At 65.9% G+C, this 16,146-nt stretch carries 19 protein-coding genes; 11 read left to right on the top strand and 8 right to left on the bottom strand.

The window, feature by feature from the left end; translation table 11 throughout:
* Nucleotides 1-319: IS3 family transposase (locus QLQ12_RS46020; RefSeq protein WP_282767415.1), on the top strand; the 319-nt coding region annotated here is incomplete at its 5' end.
* Between the two features lie 31 nt (nucleotides 320-350).
* Nucleotides 351-623, top strand: a complete 273-nt coding sequence (locus tag QLQ12_RS46015; protein WP_282767414.1) for a nucleoside triphosphate pyrophosphohydrolase family protein — start codon at nucleotides 351-353, stop codon at nucleotides 621-623.
* On the opposite strand, the gene QLQ12_RS46010 is transcribed toward QLQ12_RS46015, so the two are convergent.
* Both QLQ12_RS46010 and QLQ12_RS46005 read right to left on the bottom strand, forming a co-directional pair.
* On the bottom strand, nucleotides 618-1,145 hold the full coding sequence (locus tag QLQ12_RS46010) for a hypothetical protein (RefSeq protein WP_282767413.1): 528 nt from the start codon (nucleotides 1,143-1,145) through the stop codon (nucleotides 618-620). The two genes, QLQ12_RS46015 and QLQ12_RS46010, sit on opposite strands and share 6 nt — an antisense overlap.
* 324 nt (nucleotides 1,146-1,469) lie before the next feature.
* Entirely contained in the window at nucleotides 1,470-1,925 is a 456-nt protein-coding gene (locus tag QLQ12_RS46005; RefSeq protein ID WP_282767412.1) for a MarR family winged helix-turn-helix transcriptional regulator, read from the bottom strand.
* Nucleotides 1,926-2,041: 116 nt separating this feature from the next.
* Here QLQ12_RS46005 and QLQ12_RS46000 point away from each other — a divergent pair, with 116 nt between their 5' ends.
* The 3 genes from QLQ12_RS46000 to QLQ12_RS45990 all read left to right on the top strand — a co-directional run bounded on the left by QLQ12_RS46000 (nucleotide 2,042) and on the right by QLQ12_RS45990 (nucleotide 3,369).
* Nucleotides 2,042-2,689, top strand: coding sequence for a maleylpyruvate isomerase family mycothiol-dependent enzyme (locus QLQ12_RS46000; RefSeq protein WP_282767411.1), 648 nt, complete (start codon nucleotides 2,042-2,044; stop codon nucleotides 2,687-2,689).
* Between the two features lie 88 nt (nucleotides 2,690-2,777).
* On the top strand, nucleotides 2,778-2,921 hold the full coding sequence (locus tag QLQ12_RS45995) for a hypothetical protein (RefSeq protein WP_282767410.1): 144 nt from the start codon (nucleotides 2,778-2,780) through the stop codon (nucleotides 2,919-2,921).
* A gap of 220 nt (nucleotides 2,922-3,141) precedes the next feature.
* The gene (locus QLQ12_RS45990) at nucleotides 3,142-3,369 is read left to right on the top strand and encodes a hypothetical protein (protein ID WP_282767409.1); all 228 of its coding nucleotides are present in this window, start codon (nucleotides 3,142-3,144) and stop codon (nucleotides 3,367-3,369) included.
* 118 nt (nucleotides 3,370-3,487) lie between these two features.
* On the opposite strand, the gene QLQ12_RS45985 is transcribed toward QLQ12_RS45990, so the two are convergent.
* The 3 genes from QLQ12_RS45985 to QLQ12_RS45975 form a co-directional block, all read right to left on the bottom strand.
* Nucleotides 3,488-3,835, bottom strand: a complete 348-nt coding sequence (locus QLQ12_RS45985) for an ADP-ribosylation/crystallin J1 (protein WP_282767408.1) — start codon at nucleotides 3,833-3,835, stop codon at nucleotides 3,488-3,490.
* A 97-nt stretch (nucleotides 3,836-3,932) separates the two neighbouring features.
* Nucleotides 3,933-5,138, bottom strand: a complete 1,206-nt coding sequence (locus QLQ12_RS45980) for a HEAT repeat domain-containing protein (protein WP_282767407.1) — start codon at nucleotides 5,136-5,138, stop codon at nucleotides 3,933-3,935.
* 933 nt (nucleotides 5,139-6,071) lie between these two features.
* Complete coding sequence (locus tag QLQ12_RS45975) at nucleotides 6,072-7,010, bottom strand: LysR family transcriptional regulator (RefSeq protein ID WP_282767406.1); 939 nt, start codon at nucleotides 7,008-7,010, stop codon at nucleotides 6,072-6,074.
* 82 nt (nucleotides 7,011-7,092) lie between these two features.
* Between QLQ12_RS45975 and QLQ12_RS45970 the strand changes: the two genes are divergently transcribed.
* The 3 genes from QLQ12_RS45970 (at nucleotide 7,093) to QLQ12_RS45960 (ending at nucleotide 10,511) form a co-directional block, all read left to right on the top strand.
* Complete coding sequence (locus QLQ12_RS45970; RefSeq protein ID WP_282767405.1) at nucleotides 7,093-7,461, top strand: VOC family protein; 369 nt, start codon at nucleotides 7,093-7,095, stop codon at nucleotides 7,459-7,461.
* Nucleotides 7,462-7,539: 78 nt separating this feature from the next.
* Entirely contained in the window at nucleotides 7,540-9,036 is a 1,497-nt protein-coding gene (locus QLQ12_RS45965) for an MFS transporter (protein ID WP_282767404.1), read from the top strand.
* 20 nt (nucleotides 9,037-9,056) lie between these two features.
* On the top strand, nucleotides 9,057-10,511 hold the full coding sequence (locus tag QLQ12_RS45960) for a serine hydrolase domain-containing protein (RefSeq protein WP_282767403.1): 1,455 nt from the start codon (nucleotides 9,057-9,059) through the stop codon (nucleotides 10,509-10,511).
* Between the two features lie 351 nt (nucleotides 10,512-10,862).
* Here the strand turns inward: QLQ12_RS45960 and QLQ12_RS45955 are convergent, their stop codons facing one another.
* Both QLQ12_RS45955 and QLQ12_RS45950 read right to left on the bottom strand, forming a co-directional pair.
* The gene (locus tag QLQ12_RS45955; protein WP_282767402.1) at nucleotides 10,863-11,384 is read right to left on the bottom strand and encodes a hypothetical protein; all 522 of its coding nucleotides are present in this window, start codon (nucleotides 11,382-11,384) and stop codon (nucleotides 10,863-10,865) included.
* A 163-nt stretch (nucleotides 11,385-11,547) separates the two neighbouring features.
* Nucleotides 11,548-11,847 (bottom strand): RNA-binding protein, encoded by a 300-nt coding sequence (locus QLQ12_RS45950; protein WP_282767401.1) that lies wholly within the window; start codon nucleotides 11,845-11,847, stop codon nucleotides 11,548-11,550.
* Nucleotides 11,848-11,983: 136 nt separating this feature from the next.
* Between QLQ12_RS45950 and QLQ12_RS45945 the strand changes: the two genes are divergently transcribed.
* The 3 genes from QLQ12_RS45945 to QLQ12_RS45935 all read left to right on the top strand — a co-directional run bounded on the left by QLQ12_RS45945 (nucleotide 11,984) and on the right by QLQ12_RS45935 (nucleotide 15,049).
* The gene (locus QLQ12_RS45945; RefSeq protein ID WP_282767400.1) at nucleotides 11,984-12,961 is read left to right on the top strand and encodes a tetratricopeptide repeat protein; all 978 of its coding nucleotides are present in this window, start codon (nucleotides 11,984-11,986) and stop codon (nucleotides 12,959-12,961) included.
* 371 nt (nucleotides 12,962-13,332) lie between these two features.
* Complete coding sequence (locus QLQ12_RS45940; RefSeq protein WP_282767399.1) at nucleotides 13,333-13,737, top strand: hypothetical protein; 405 nt, start codon at nucleotides 13,333-13,335, stop codon at nucleotides 13,735-13,737.
* Nucleotides 13,738-14,515: 778 nt separating this feature from the next.
* The gene (locus QLQ12_RS45935; RefSeq protein ID WP_282767398.1) at nucleotides 14,516-15,049 is read left to right on the top strand and encodes a hypothetical protein; all 534 of its coding nucleotides are present in this window, start codon (nucleotides 14,516-14,518) and stop codon (nucleotides 15,047-15,049) included.
* 794 nt (nucleotides 15,050-15,843) lie between these two features.
* Here QLQ12_RS45935 and QLQ12_RS45930 read toward each other — a convergent pair.
* A partial coding sequence (locus QLQ12_RS45930) for a hypothetical protein (RefSeq protein WP_282767397.1) occupies nucleotides 15,844-16,146 on the bottom strand: 303 nt, incomplete at its 5' end.

Below are 16,146 nucleotides of genomic sequence, written 5' to 3'. Positions count from 1 at the left end.
GAACTATACGAGTTTCCGCTTCTCACAACGGCTGCAGGACAACGGAATCCGACCGTCCATGGGCTCGGTCGGCGACTCGTTCGACAACGCGCTGATGGAGAACTTCTGGTCGACGCTGAAGATCGAACTGGTCTACCGCACGAGCTGGCGAACCCGAGACGAAGCCGAGAACGCAATCTTCGGATACATCGACGGCTGGTACAACACCCGCCGCATCCAGAAGGAACTCGGCTACCTCAGCCCCGACGAATACGAGACCGCCTGGCACGCCCAGACCGAGCCAGATAACCTCACCCCTGCCCCCGCCGGAAGCAGGTAACCACCGCTCCGTCGAAACGGGGGGAACTCAGTTGACCCAGGCGTTCCTGATGAAGGCCGGGCAGGCCAGAACGAAGGGCCAGTCAGCTGAGGAGATCGAGCAGCGGTTCCGCGGAGAGCTTGCCGATGTGCTGTGTCATGTGCTGCTGCTCGCCCGGAACCACGAGGTGGACCTGGCGGAGGCTGTGCAAGAGAAGTGGATGGTGTGGAAGCCCGGTGGGGGAGCGCCGGATTCTTGCTTGCCCGCCTCATCGGCCATGTCGGGCCTTCCCGACGTCCGGATCTGCCGCTGTCAGGCGTTATGAGCGTCGGTCGCCTCTGCCCGCAGTAAGCATGGTAAGTCCGGTCAGGGCCATGCCCACGAGCCCGGTCCAGTACCCGTACCCGGTGCTTGATACCCGCCCAGGCTGGGTGTATCGCCTTAGCTGGTTGCGTGGCATCACCGCTTTCGCGAACTCTGCATGGGACAACTCGACCTCGGCGCTAAGGCCGGCTTCGGGAACCATGGTCACCCTGGCCTCAACCGGTGGCCACGGTTCGGCATCGTCACGCTGCTCGAATGTCAGGAACATCGAAACCGCCACCACGGCGAGGGCGGTGAGTCGCACCGCCATAGGCACCCGGCCCCGCACCACTCGCACCGCTAACCAGATAGTCGCCGTTGCCACGGTCAGCAACACGGAGGTAACCCATCGCGAGGACGTCTGCCACGCCGATCCGGTGAACGTCTGGGTGTCGACCTGCACGATCCACCACGGGAGAAAGCTGCTCACGAACGTCAGAACACCTGAAGCACCCACGAGCTTCGGCGACCATTCGCGGAACACGGGCTGACTCTATGGCGACGCCAGTCGCGTCCACGGCAGCTTCCTGCTATTCGAGCCGGCTAGCGCTGCGTTGCGCTGAGGAAAGGAGACTTCGCAGCACTTTCGGTTTCCTGCCACAGGTAACTCCGCAGTTTGTACTGCCGAGTCCAGAAACTACTCAACTGCCGCCGAGCGCGCTCGGGCACCCGGTTCGACTGTCACGCTGCGTACGTCCGACACTGGCTCGACGGACGCGCGGCCGATGAGCGGATTAAGGATCACGAAAGCTGCGGATGAGTGAGGCAGGGGCCCGGCGTTGCGTGCCGTCTTCCTTGCCTACCGTTGTCAACTGTTGTGTCCGCCCTCAAGTTCTTCTCGCTGCGGGGCTTCGGGCGGGTGTAGGTGCGGGTCGACGCTCAAGGCCAGTTCCCACAGCGCCCTGCGGAGCGCCCGTATCCGTCGGGTGCCGAGGATGGCCTGCCAGTCAGCCTCTATCCGGGTTTCCTCGGCGATGGCGACGGGCAACCCGCCTCGCCCGCGTGCTGTCAGCCGGATCAGTCGTGCCCGCCCGTCGGAGGGATCCGGCACCCGCTCCACGTAGCCGGCCACCTCAAGGCCGTTGACCAGCGCGAGGGCGGTCTGCTTTGGGATCCGGGCGCGGTCGGCAAGGACGACCAGCCTGGTGCCGCCCACATCGATGCCGGCGAGCAGCCGGGCCTGCGGCCGGGTGATGTCGGCGTAGCCGGCCTCGGCGAGCGCGGCGATGATGCGGTCCTCGGCCGCTCGGAAGCCGATGAACATCAGCCAGCCGGACGAGATCTCACGTTCCACCACAGGCCTTTCAGGCAGTCCCGATCAGGACCAGATTTTAGTACCATCATGGTACTAGATCCGGTCGGGTGAAAGGATCAGGCGCCATGGACGACACCGAAGTGTGGTCGGCCGTCGACCGGCGACGCCGCGCCATCGTGGATCTCTTGACGGGCCTGGCGCCGGGCGAATGGGCTACCCCGTCGCTGTGCGAGGGGTGGACGGTCAGGGACGTCGCAGCGCATCTGACGATGCCGCTGTTGACCCTGCGGCAGTTGACGTTGCTCGCCATCCGGCATCCGGGCGGGACCAATCACCTCATCCGGGAAGGCTCGATCGACCTCGCCCGACGCCACGACCCCGAGCAACTCGTGCACAGGCTCAACCTGCTGGTGGGACGGCACCGCGCGTTCCCGGGCCTGACCTGCCGCGAGTCGCTCATCGACGCCGTCGGCCACACCTTCGACATGGCCATCCCCCTTGGCCGTGACATCCGCGTCCCCGCCACCGAGGTAGCCGAAGCGGCCGACCGGGTGGTCTCCTACCACGGCCGCGGGAACGCGAAAGTCTTCCGACCACTGCCTCTGGCGACGTTCCGGCTCACCGCCACCGACCACGCGTGGTCCACCGGCGACGGGGCGCAGGTGACCGGCACGATGACCGACCTGTTCCTCCTGCTCACCGGTCGCCCTGTGCGGATCGGGAACCTGCACGGCCCCGGGGCAGACGACCTACGTCGGGTCGTCGTCGCCTGACCCCGGCCCGCCGCCGGACATCCGCGGCACAGTGCCGACAACACCCACTGAACGACCCCACCACCCTCCAGCAGGGGGAGCGGCCAACATGCACACGATCCGGGTTGCGCACGCCTTAGGCAGACAGCCATCCCTGCCCGACACCAACACCAACACCGACACCGTGGTGGTCCACCAGATCCACCTCGTCGCCGTTGATCGCGGCCTCGGTCTGACACGGCTCCGGGCGTGAGGATCATGCACTTCGACATCGAGACCCGGGCCTCACCCGAGCAGGTGCACCGAGCCCTGACGGACTTCAGTCAGAAGCGGCTGCACATCTGAAACCGAACCCTCGACCCGACGACGTACGAGTTGCGAGAGCATGGGCCCGACTGGGCCGTCGCCAGGGAAAGCACCCCCCCCGGTCACCGTTCTGGGTTGTCGCCCGCTACGACTGGTCCGACCCGTCCGTGGTTCGCTGGACCGTCGTCGAGAGCAGTTACGGGGGAGGCGGCCACGGCTTCGCCCGGATCGTCCCGCGCGACGGCGGAGGCAGCCGGTTACACGCCGAATTGGTCAACACCGAGCTCCGACGGCAGAAGCTCATGCTGACTCTGCTGCACCTTGTCCCAGACCGGATGGTCGCGCGAATGTGGACCGCCGCGTTGGACCGATACGCACTGACCCACGACACCTGAACAGAACGGGCACGCCCACGTGACGAGGGCATCCCCCGGCACCTCGTGAACCCGCGCAACTGCCGCATAGCCTCGCCGCTCGCCGCCGCACGGACATGCCGCCGAGCGCGCTCGCAGCTCACCGGTACTCGGCGGTTACCTCGATGGGGCCGACGATGTTCGTGTTGAACGCTTCGAGGTCGTCGGCGGGAATCCAGTACTCCAGGATGGTCCGGCCGCCGACCTGGTGGACCTCGTACCGGTCGAGAAAGGAACGCCGTACCCGGAAACGGGTCACGTACCCGACGCCGGACGCCGACACGTTCCAGTCCCGGGCGATCATGGTGGCGTATTCCTCGTTCAGCACCGGGTAGAAGATCGGCTGATCCGGCAGGCGCGGCGGCCAGGCACGCCAGCCTGACGCTTCGACCAGGGCCAGCTCGGCCGGCCCGGTCGGACGCCAGAGTGTCACCGTCCGCTCGTTCACGCGACGATCATCCGCGAGCGGCATGCTGCATCGCCAGCAGATTTTCAGCGGAGTCAGGAAACGTGCTCATCTGCCGAGATGAGGGCGTTCGCTCTGTTCATTCACGCTGGGCAGGCGGAGGTGGGGCCTGTGCGGCTGCGAGCTTGTTCAGCCACCCTTTGGCATTGTCGGCCATCATGGCGAGATAGCTGCCCTCTCCGGCTTCATCGCCCAATTGCCGCAATTCGGCATATGCTGCGGTGTCTCCGCCTCGGGCGAGTCCTGCCAATGCTTCGACGCGTACGCGCGGATCGGAGTCGTCGCGGCCGGCGGCGATGAGGCGCTTGGTGACCGGATGGTCGAAAGCATGGTCGCGAAAGGTGGTCAAGGCCGTCGCGCGTACCCGCCCGTCAGGGTCTTGGGCCAGTTTGGCGAGGGACTCCACGGCTTCTGGCACCGCTCGGGTGCCCGACAACGAGGCGTAGTGTTCGTGTGCCACCTGGCTCCGCACCTGGGGATCGGGGTGCTCGGCATGCACCAGGATTTCGGGCGGCAGCCCCAGGTGGTAGTTCGAGAACGCGATGATGAGATGGATGAGGACGCCGGGATCAGGCTCGACGGACAAGCGGGTGTGCAGGACGGAAAGTATGTCCTCCGGCCACGGGTCCTCTTGATTAATCGCAAGTAGGTGCACCACGTCGGCGGCGAACCGGCGAGCGTCCGGGTCCGCGTCCGTGAGAACAGTTCCGGCCCAATGCAGAGTCCCTTCCACATCCGGCTTGCTGGTCACAGAGTGCCAGGACTCACTCCAGTTGACCGAATCAGGATCCCGATCCATCAAGGCACGCGCCATCAGTTCGTCACGCGAAGCGCCGATACCGAGGCGCTCCTCGATGTAAGTCACGATTGCCAGGTGAGCCGTCTGCACCTCGGCCCATCGGCCGTCAGCCGCAGTCACCCGGATGCACTCCGTATGGTCGTACTCGTCGACCGGAACGCGCTGGCGTTGCACCACGGCGGTGGCATCGCCGAGCCGGCGACGAAGCTCAGCTATGGGGTCGACGCCGACCCAGGCGCGGGCGATCCGCAACATAGGCTTCGTCGTGTGCTCGTCGAGCCGGTTGTGGATGACCTGGTACGCCCCGTAGTCCGCGGCCCACAACATCAGCTCTACGTCTTCGCGGGCCGATTCGGACCAGCCGTTGTCGAGGAGTTCCCTAACACGTGTTCCGTGCCCAGCGGCTGCCGCCGCGCGCAGAAGGGCGTTGCCCTCACCTACCGTCGAAGCAGCCGGATGCACCAAACGATCTACCATCACGGTCATTGTTCCAAAAGCGCGGCTGCGATGGTCAACGGGCACATTTCATGGAGCTTCGGGTTGCAGCCAGTGAGATCTTTTTCAGTACACACAGCGACCGCCCCGCGATCCTGTACCGGGCTGCACGTCGAAAGGGCCTACGTCCGCCCTTGCCGGCCGCGTGGCTCTCCGACCATTGCCTACGCTGCTGAGAGTTCCATGGATGCGCCGGAGTACGCGGTCATAGGGACCTACACCCTGTCTGGCAGCACCTCCGGAGAGCTCCAGGTGCAGTAGGCTGGTGCGCGTACTTTGAGAAGCGCTTGAACACCGCTATCGAGTCCGCGGGCGTGGGGAGCTTGACGGCAATGAGTTCGGCGAGAGCGAGGTGGTGCTCTGCGCGCGTATGGTCCCAATGAGAGCAGGCTCTTCTCCGCGATGGAGGCGGACCCACGCGCCTTTTCCGCGCGACCTGCTCATGCCGTGCTTCGTAACAACGAAGCCAGCGATCCCGTCGCGATTGAGCAGCGAATAAATCTTTGACGGTCGCTCGGGCGGCACACTCTCGTGCCGCTTTCGAGTGTCGGTGGGGCCAGCGAACAGGGCTCGATGGCCTCGAACAATCCGGTCCGTGGAGTCCGACACTTCCGCCTGCGTGACGCCGGGTAGCGCCAGGCGAGACCAGGGCACCACGTTCGGGTACGCGCTCATAGCCGATGTGCGGATGTCTACGGCGATGCTCCGAAGCTGCAGCGATGCGGGAACGCCCGTCGCTAACCAAGCCGGTCGATGATGATGTCGCGGCCCTCGCCTTCGAGGTGGTCGAGGTATGCGCGCCGGCCGGCCGTCGGCCAGTCAAGCTGACCATTCAACCTCTCGCACCCGAGAACTGTCTCTCTGGGAGGTTGCCCCAGACGAGTCATACGCTGGCGTGATCCAGTGTTCGTGTTGCCTGCGCCTCTACAGGGTGAGGGGGCCGTGGCGGGCGACCACATGTGCGAGGGCGCGGACCGCCCGGGGTTCGGCGTCGTTGCGCCAGATGAGCGCCCAGCGGGCCAGCGGCGCGTCTTCGATGGGCACGTACACGATGTCGGGCCTGGCGAAGTAGCGCGCGGTTTGGGCGTGCACGGGCGTCACCATCTGGCCCGAGGCGACCGCCGCGACCACTTCGAGGATCTCGCTGGCCTTGGGGCCCGTCCTGATCGGCCTGCCGCTGGGCGTGTGGGTGGGGATGAGTGCCTCGCCCCAGTACTTGGGCATCGGGGTGTCGACGACAACCTGGTCGGCAAGGTCCTCGTAGGAGACCTGCGCCCTGCCCGCGAGGGGGTGCTCGCTGGGGACCATCAGGACGATGGGCTCGGTGAAGACTACCGGTCCGACTGTCAGGTCGGGCTCCTTGACGGGCAGCCAGAGGACCGCGACATCGACGTCGCCGTTGCGCAGCGGCCCAAACGGGTCACCGAAGGTCCCGCTGCGGATCTGGAGCTCGGCGCCAGGGTTCTGATCGGCGAACGCCTCTAGGAGAGGCTTGAGGTCGCGGGCGTTGCCGCCGCCGATCATGCCGATCCGCAGGAGTTCAGTCTTCGCCCGGGCGGCGAGCGCGGCGCGGTCCATGCTCTTCTTCAGCCCCCGGTAGTGCGGTGCGAGGTCGTCTCTGAGCTGGTCTCCGACCGGCGTCAGCCGCACCGACCGGCTGGTGCGCTCGAACAGCGCGGCGCCGACGGCGCGCTCCTGCTTCTTGATCGCCTGGCTGACCCGCGCGACCGACAGGTGGAGCCGGTCGGCGGTGCGGCCGAAGTGCAGTTCCTCCGCCAGGGTCAGGAAGATCTCGATCTCGCGCAGTTCCAACGCCCACCCACCATCAATCGTCAGTAAACAGATCGTTGCGGCATACCTCATTGTTCGGCACCGGCCGCAAAGGCACGCTTGGCGACATCGCCGACTCCCTTACCCGCAATGATCCCAAAGGAGAACGAACGACATGAACGTCGTCTCCACCAGCGTGGCGGTGCCGGTGGCGGACCCGGCCGCCTCACGGCGGTTCCTCACCGCCCACCTCGGTTTCCGTGAGGAAGTGGTGACCGACGAACTCGTCTGGCTCACCCGTGACGACGGGGCCGCCGACATCATGCTGCGCCAGCGCCAGCCCGCCGAGCCACCGCACCTGTCGACGGTCGTGACCTTCACCGTCACCGGCATCATCGCCGAGCACGCCCGGCTGCGCCGGGAGGGCGCGGCCATGGCCGCACCGCTGCAGCGGTCGCCGTGGGGCGAGTGGTCGCTGCGGCTCGTCGACCCCAACGGCCTGGAGATCGAACTCGTGGAGTGGGTCGCGCCCGCAGGCGCCTGACCCCTCATCCCCGACGACCGTCACCCGCATCGCCGCACCCATCATCCACTACACACAGTAGGCAAGGAGTTACCCGTAATGAGCCCGCCGCAGTCCGGCCATCCGCGTCGTTGGCTGATCCTCATTGTGCTGTGCCTCAGCACGCTGGTACTGGTCGTCGACAACATGGCGCTCACCGTCGCGGTGCCGTCGCTCGCCGCCGACCTGAGCGCGAGCCCGCAGGACATCCAGTGGATCCTGGAGTCCTACATGCTGGTCTTCGCCGGCTTGCTGCTGACCGCCGGCTCGTTGTCGGACCGGTACGGCAGACGCCGCGTGATGCTCGTCGGACTGGTGCTGTTCGGCGCGGCCTCCCTCGCGGCGACCCTGGTCACCGGCCCGGAGCCGCTGGTCGCGGTACGGGTGGTGATGGGCGTGGGCGGCGCGCTGGTGATGCCGAGCACCCTGTCGATCCTCATCACCGTGTTCACCGACGCGAACGAGCGGCGCAAGGCCATGGCAGCCTGGGGCGCGGTCGCCATGCTCGGCATGGTCGGCGGCCCGGTCCTGGGCGGCGTCCTGATCGCCTCCCACGGCTGGGAGTCAATCTTCGGAATCAACGTGCCGATCGCCGCGCTGGCCGTCGTCGCCGCGCTGGCGCTGATGCCCGAGTCCAAGGGCCCGGCCACCAGGCCCGACCCGGTCGGCGCGGTGCTGTCGATGGTCGGCATGTCCGCGCTGGTGTGGACGGTCAACGAGCTCGCGCACGGTGTCTCCTGGCCCGCCCTGGCTCTCACCGTCGCCGCCCTCACCGCGTTCGTGATCTGGGAACTGCGTACGCCCTTTCCGATGGTGCCGCTCACCCTCTTCCGCGACCGCGACTTCGCCGGGGGCAGCCTGTCGCTCACCCTGGTCCAGATCGGCAACGGCGGCCTGCTGCTGGTGCTGACCCAGTACCTCCAGTTCGGGCTCGGCTACACCCCCACCCAGGCCGGGCTCGCCTTCATCCCGATGGCGATCGCCTCACTGATCTTCAACGGGGTCGGCGCCGGTCTCGGCGTCAGATTCGGCAACCGTGCCGTCGCGGTGCTCGGCATGGTCGTGATGGCCACCGGGTTCGGCCTGCTGACCGTCTCCTCCGAGGGCCTGGCGACGCTCGTCGTAGCTCAGTTCGTCCTCGGCGCCGGGGGCGGACTCGCCATGCCCAGCGCGGTCGCCGCGCTCATGGGCACCATCCCCACCGAGCAAGCCGGTGTCGGATCGGCGCTGAACGACACCATCCAGCAGGCCGGTGCCGCGCTCGGCGTCGCCGCCCTGGGCAGCCTGGCCACCGGCAGCTACGCCGCGGCCATGCCCGCCGACGCGGCGGAGGCCGCCAGGCACTCCATTGCCATCGCCGTCGCCGACCCGTCGCTGGCCGACACCGCCCGCCATGCCTACGGCGCCGCCATGTCCACCGCCTTCGCCGGCGCCGCCGCCGGAGTACTGGCCGCCGCCGTTCTCGCGCTGCTGCTGATGCGGGGCCGCAGGCCGGCCCCGCCCACCCCGACCGCCGCCGCCGAAACCGGCACGCCGCTCGTCGGCGCCACCCACTGACAACTCAAGGAGACATCACCATGACCGACACCCTCACCTGGGACGCCACCGGCAACTGGGAAGCCGGGGGCCCGTGGGGCGTCCGAAGCTCCGCCGGACGTGACTTCGACCGCGATCGCTGGCAGGCCCGGCTGGACGAGCTGCGCGCGACGCACAAGGTCCCCGGCGCGACGCTGGCGATCTGGGCCGACGGGCGGCTGCACGAACTGGCCAGCGGTCTGCTGCACCTGGGGACCGGCGTCGAGGCCACCCCCGACTCGGTCTTCCAGCTCGGATCCGTCGCCAAGCTCTACACCGCAGCCCTGGTCATGAAGCTGGTCGAGGACGGCAGGCTGGACCTGGACGCCCCCGTCAACGCCGTGCTGCCGGAGTTCGCCGTCGCTGACCCGGCGGCGGCCGGGCAGATCACCATCCGCCGGATGCTCTCCCACACCAGCGGCCTGACCTGCGACTTCACCGCCGACACCGGGCGCGGCGACGACTGCCTGGCCAAGTACGTCGACGCCGCCCGGGGCGTCGCACTGGACTGCCCGCCCGGCACCGGCACCTCCTACTCCAGCGTCGGCTACAACGTCCTGGGCCGTGTCATCGAGGTCGTCACCGGCCTGACCTGGGACCAAGCCCTCAAAGACCTGCTGCTGACGCCGCTCGGCGCCACCCACACCATGACGCTGCCCGAAGAGGCCCTGGCGTTCCGTACCGCGATGGGCCACCTCAACGAGCCCGGCGCCGACCCCGCCCCCGCCCCGGCCTGGGACATGATGCCCCGCTCCGCCGGACCGTACGGGCGCGTCCTGGCCACCGCAGGCGACGTCGTGCGGCTGGCCCGAATGCACCTCGACGGCGGGCTGGCCGCCGACGGCACCCGCATCCTGACCCCCGAGACCGTCGCGCTCATGCAACGCCGCGTGGTCGACTCGCCCGACAAATGGACCGTGTCCGCCGACGGCTGGGGGCTGGGCTGGTCGCTGTACAACTGGAACGGTGTCAGCGGCTACGGCCACGACGGCGCGTCCCTCGGCCAGTACGCCTACCTGCGCGTTGCCCCACACGCCGGCGTGGCGATCGCATTGTGCACCAACGGCGGCGGCGCCCGCCCGCTGTCCTCCGCCCTGTTCAAGGAACTGCTGGCCGAACTCGCCGGCGTCACCATGCCGCCCGCGTTCGCGCCGCCCGAATCCCCGGTCGACGTCGACTTCACACCGTTCGTCGGAACCTACCAGCGTGAAGGCGTTCTGATCACCGCCTCACTACAAAACGGGCACCCCCACCTGATGTACGAGTTCGTCGACGGGATGAAGGACTTCTCCCCACCGCTCGACATCGACCTGATCCCGGTCTCGGCCACCGTCTTCGCAGGGACCGGCGTCGGCGCGGCATTCAGCGAGGACTACATGCCCGTCGTCTTCGCAACCCTCGCCGGGGGCATCCCGGCGGTCTACATCGGCATGCGCGCCGCCCCCAAGGTCTCCTGAACGCCAAGCCGAGGGGCTCGCGGGACCCCACCCCGTGAACCCCTCGGCGCGCACGCGCAACGCTCGTTCAAGTCACCGCAGGCGGGGACGGCGGTGACCGGATCTAGCCGATGAGAGGACGTTCGAAGATCGTGCGTCGGTTGAGTCTGTACGGATCCGGTGGGCTGATATACCGGGTGCCGATCGTGCACCACGCGTACGGCTGTCGCCGTGTCCGCCGCTTTTTCCCGCCGGTTCGACTCGAAGTCTGGGGCGCTCCGCTGCACCTGTTGAGGAGACTGTTGCAGTCTACCTGCCTGGCAAGGAGTCCTCTCGATAGGCGCGTTGATCAGCCGATGTGCGGACGGGAAGTCAATTCTTGTAGATCCGACGATGCCACCATGGCAAGGGCTCACCATTCCAGCTTGTTCTGGGGCTGGAGTCGGGAAGAGTGCGGCGTCGAAGATCCCCGTCGAGGCAGCTCAGCAGGCGGCGCATCTCAGCGCGTGCCGATAGCGGCAGAAGGCGGGTCACGGCCTCCAGCGCGTCTCGCATGAGCGCCAGGTCGTCGTACTGGCAGCCGGGACAGGAGGGACAGAGTGAGGCTTCAAGGCGAAGCTTCCGTCCGGGTTGGCGCAGGAATTTTCGATATTCGACGAGGAAATGAGCAGTACGTCCGGGCCGAATGTGTTCATTGAACGGGTCGGGGTCGTAGCACTCCCCGCCTTCTACGTACCAACCGAAGGAGCCACCATGTTCGACCGCGCGGACGGCGGCGGTTGTAGCAAGCGACAGGTGGTCGATAGGGCCACCGCCTTCGCAGGTCCACTGGCGGACGGTACGACCGATGGCTTGTTGTGTGGCGCGGATCGCGCCAGGCCGCTTACGCGGCATGACCCTTTCGGTTGATCATCATGGTCTGATGATCACATCGCGGCGCCGGCCGCGCAACGTGTCAGCCTCGACTGGTCGTTACGTAGCGATTGTCGTCGCCTGCCGCAGGTAGCGCGCACTGTGCCCAGAACGAGAGGTGACCGCTGAGCGCGAGAGCATCGCGCTAGAGGCCCAGCAGAAGCAGCCTGACCTGGTGGTTGTGAGCCGTGTGGTCGATGACCGCACCTTGAACTATGGTCCCGACCGCAGGGAGCACCGCGCCTGGCGGCATCGTCGTGACTTCCGCCAAGCCCATCACATCGGACACGCCATCGATCTCTACAAACACGCCGAAGGGCTGTCGGCCGATGACCTGACCAGTCACGGCAACACCGTCCGGTAACGCCGCGACCGTTTCCTCCCACCGATCGGCCGCACGCTCGCCGCGGCGGTCACTATCCGGCGGCCACGAATATTCGGCCATCCCCAGATTATGAAGGTATCCCGAGCAACGCACTGATCTGCCGCCACGAGTGCGTGCCACCGGATCTTTGTTGCCGCTAACCGGCCTCGCCTCTGGGGATGCTGACCTGGATGTGTGTGGGGTACCGTCCCTGACCATGTCGAGGTCTGGGTCGCTCGCCCTCGCGCGAGTCATGGCGCATTGCGGCGGGTCGCCCGCCGAGGCTGCGGCGTATGCAGCCGGCGCGATCGCCGATGATCCGGCCGATCCGGAGCCGTACAAGCTGCTCGCCGATCTGGGCGGCGCCTCGGCGAGTGAGATCGCGGCCGCCGTCGCGGCGCCGACCGAGCTGTGGCAGTTCGTGGCTGCGTCCTACCTCCGTTTCCTGAACGGCGAGATGGACCAGGCCGCCGGGTTCTTGGGTTTGGTCATCGGTTATCGGCCGCATACCGCCTGGGCATTTGCACCGTGGTTCAGCGACGAGCGATTCGTCAGCGCGCTGACGGCTGCCGGCCTTGCCGACGCCTCGTTGAACATCACCGATTACGGCACTGACCTGGACAACGACCAGGTGCGCGAGAATCTGCGGCCGTGGTTTCGGGCCATCGAGGTGGTGTGCGCGCGTAAGTCGGCGGCTGCGGACATGGCGCGCATGGCGATTCTGTTGCGTTTCTGCGGGTGTACGGACGAATCGCTGGCCCTGTGTGAGCGTGCGGATTCGGTGGAACGAGTCATGCTCACCGAGGTCGTCCGCGCCGGGACCTGGCGCCGGCTCGGTAACCGGCAGGAGACCGCCGCAGCGTTCCGCCGGGCGTTGCAACTCGAACCCTCCAATTGGTCGCTCTATCTCGATCTGGCGGATCTGGCCGCGGAGGACGGCGACTTCCCCGCAGCCGCTGACCTGGTAAGCCAGGGGCTGGCGCATGAGCCGCACGACGTCACACTTAGAGCCGCTGGCGCCGCCTACCGGGTACGCGCCACCGGCTCCATCGCCGACTTGGACCTTTTGCTCGAACTCGCGGTGAAGCTCCCACACGGGGGCTACCGCAACGCTCTGATCGAACACGCCCTGGGTAAGCAAGATCTGCCATCCCATCGGATAGCCGCAGCACGCAGACTTCAGATGGACGACTGACTCGCGGTTTCACTCTTCTAATAGGTCTTGTCAGCCTGCAGAGACCGAACAGATGCAGGATGGCTCCGGTAGCGGCCGGCGGGTCAGCACTCTTCTCTTCTGACCCTTGCGAGGTCTTGCGGCAGACCGTGCGCCCGTGGGTCGTGAGGAGGCGGGACAGCTGATGAGATGACGTGCCCCGACGTGCTGCGGTGAGTACTTGACTATTAGATCGCTGGCGCGCTCGGGCATAACCACGGCTGAGGACCTTAGCAGCCGCCCGGGCCGCGGTGAAGGAGTGCCAGACGAGCGGCTAAATTTAGTAACAGATACACAAGAGAAAACCTCAAGGTGGCCATCCGAAACGCAATCTACTCGACGGGAATTTCTTCTTGAAAACATCTGACTCCCCCTATCGCCATTTGGCCGACAGTGTTCAATTGACACTGAATATCGCTGGCTTTCCGGCGCATTTCGTTTCACTCCTCGAGGATCGTCCCGGTTTTGAGGTTAATGTGATCGAGGGAGGCGATTATAGTGGTGTGCTCGTAACCTGGCAGACAGAAGAAAAGCTAAAGAACGCCGCCGTGGATGCATATAACCGGAATGACCTGGAGGACCCAGCCCGGCAGCTTTATGACATCACCACGCAACAGATGTGCGACGTCGCTATTCACGTACTATCGTCCGCAGGATTCCATGTCACGGTGGAGGGCGGATACTCGCCCTTCGACGTGCGGGTGGAAGGGCACGTGCACGAAGCACTCGCTCCTATTCTCAATAGTGGCCCAGGCTAACAAAAGGTAAAGCCTCCGCTACAAACAAAATTTAAGGTGTTGATGTGCAAAGTACACTCGACATCTGCCGAACAGCGATACACGTTGCGGGGGCCACGCCGGACTGGCACATCACTTCAAGCGAGACGCCGGTCGCCGAGTCCCGCAACACGCGATTCACTGTTGAGAACGATTGATCGCCTCGCCTTGCAACGACAAGAAGCGCCCACTCCGGAGACGTTGTAGCGGGCGCTTCTTGTCGTTGCAAGGCTCCCCGTGGATGCATCACGATCCGGATGGGTGGTTGCCAAGTGCTGGTAGACGCTCGGATGCTTCGAAATGCTAGTCATGGCCCCTGCGGGATCCAAGATCGCGTGCGCTCATCTGCCGCTGATAAAGCGTGCCGGGTGCCGTAAGAGCGATCGAGGTGCCGGGCGGCCGTCATCGCTCGGGGAGAACCTCACGAAAGTTGTACCGCCACCCGGCACCCTGTCAGGGTAGGCGCCTCTGGCGGATGCCATGACCCGCAACGCGGCCGATGAACAGCCTCTTCTGTAGCCGCGAGTCGTGCTCTACGACGGTCACGACGCTGTCGGTGGCCAGGCGCACGCTCAAGTAGCCGCTGATCGGATTATCGGCGTAGGTAGGTTTCCGCCGCCGCCCCCAGCGGCGAGAGCGGTGCCCGTCCGGCGCCGGGAAAAGCCGGGCTGACACGAACCGCTTGGATCAGTCATGATCACATCCCATGGGGGCCTGGGGAAGTTACGTTGTCCATCGCGGTCACGCACAGGTAACGGAGTTGCTGCCCGAGGTATCGGAGCTGCAAGACAGTGACCCGGAGTGCAGTCAGCTGTCCGGCGGATGGCAGCTCACTCGAATCTGGGCCTCGGCCAGCGATCTGCCGGACACCTTCCTTACCGACCTGCGTGATGCGACCGGAGCTCCGGTGCTGGCAGCCGACATCCTCGACAGTTCTGCCGCATACGTGGACGCGGTCGGTGTAGGGACCCCGTTCTGGGACACCTGGTTGAACATTGATAGTGCGGTCGGATATACCGCGCCGGGGCCGTCGCCGTTCGACGAGGACGGCAACTATCTGGGCGACGGTTGGGTGGATCCGGAGTACGAAGCTGAGGCGACAGCGATCAAGGAGCGCATGCTCGCCGAGACCCTGAGCGGCACCGCCGCCGCGACAGCTGCGGTGGCGTGGGCGCTCGAGGCCGGCCTGAGCCCGGCACCGGTCGCCGAGGTAGAAGCGGCTCTGACCGCAACCGAAGTCTTCGTCGAGGACCAGTTCTTCGCAGTACTCAACCGGCTCGGCATCGACGCGTAATCCGTGCTGACCCGGCTCACCATCCGATCATGCTTCCTGATCGCGGCCCCGGATGGGTTCGCCGTCATTCCGTCCCACGCGAATAGATGATGCCGGGGACGTCGCGTTCTCGTAGTGCAGTCCCGGGGCTTTGATCTGTTGTTCGCAGGGGGCGACGTGATCATATCTTGCCGAAACGCCTACTATGCGCCACGCGCATCATTAGTCGCCGGAAGCTCCAAGAGAACCACCAATTCATAAGGGGTAAGGTCAGATGTACGGAAGAGTTGGCCTTAGTGAGTCGAGGGACGGGTGTGTCCTCAAGTTCACTCCGGCTCAGTTTGAGCTGGTCAGGCGGGTAATTGTAGATCTTTACGGTGGCAATCATTCCTCGAAGGTGGTTGCCGTTGTGGCCGGCGGGGCCCCACCAGAAATCCTCGAATTGAGGGATCGAGAGGTGGACTTCGGCTCACGGGAAAGCATTTGTGTGACGCTAGGCGATGCTGGCCTTCGAGCATTATTTGGAGCCCTGTCGTTCGCCTTCCTCAGTCGCTCGTCGGAAGAGGCTTTCCATCACAGATATGGCTTCTACAGCGAGAACGTGCAGGCGGTCGGATGGGCGGTCTTCAGTGCATTACGAGAGATGGAAGACTCGGCCGACTGAATTCGGTAGGACAACTACTCAACTACCGCGGTCCGCGCCCGGGCCAACCTGCCGTCACGGCTCGTGGCCGGCGCCAGCGGACCGACGTCCTGTCGTGCCGAGAGGCGGGCATCCGATTATGTTTCGGCGAGCCGGGGACATGCGGGTGGTGCTACGCGTCCCATAGAGCGGGGTCGTGGCGGTTGTTTCTGGCGCCCTTGCGTAATACTGCCCGCAGCTGGGCGAGGTTTTCGGTGTCGGCTGGAAGGTGCAGAGATTCCAGCAGCGTGAGCGCTTCGGCGGGGTGCAGGTTGCCGTAGGTTGCGTGGTATCCGTCCAGCAGACCGCGGAACACCGCCGGGTGTAGCTCAGCGACGGTCGAGGCGGCTCGGAGGGTGTCACGCTTGTCGGCCCAGTCGACCGTGCCGGAGTCTTCCAGTACGTGCCGGGCGCGGTGGTGCAGTGGGCCGTGGGT

It is taken from the genome of Actinoplanes sandaracinus, from assembly GCF_030009775.1.
GTDB lineage: Bacteria > Actinomycetota > Actinomycetes > Mycobacteriales > Micromonosporaceae > Actinoplanes > Actinoplanes sandaracinus.
The sequence above is the reverse complement of the archived record's forward strand: the minus strand, read 5'-3'. Positions and strand labels throughout refer to the sequence as shown.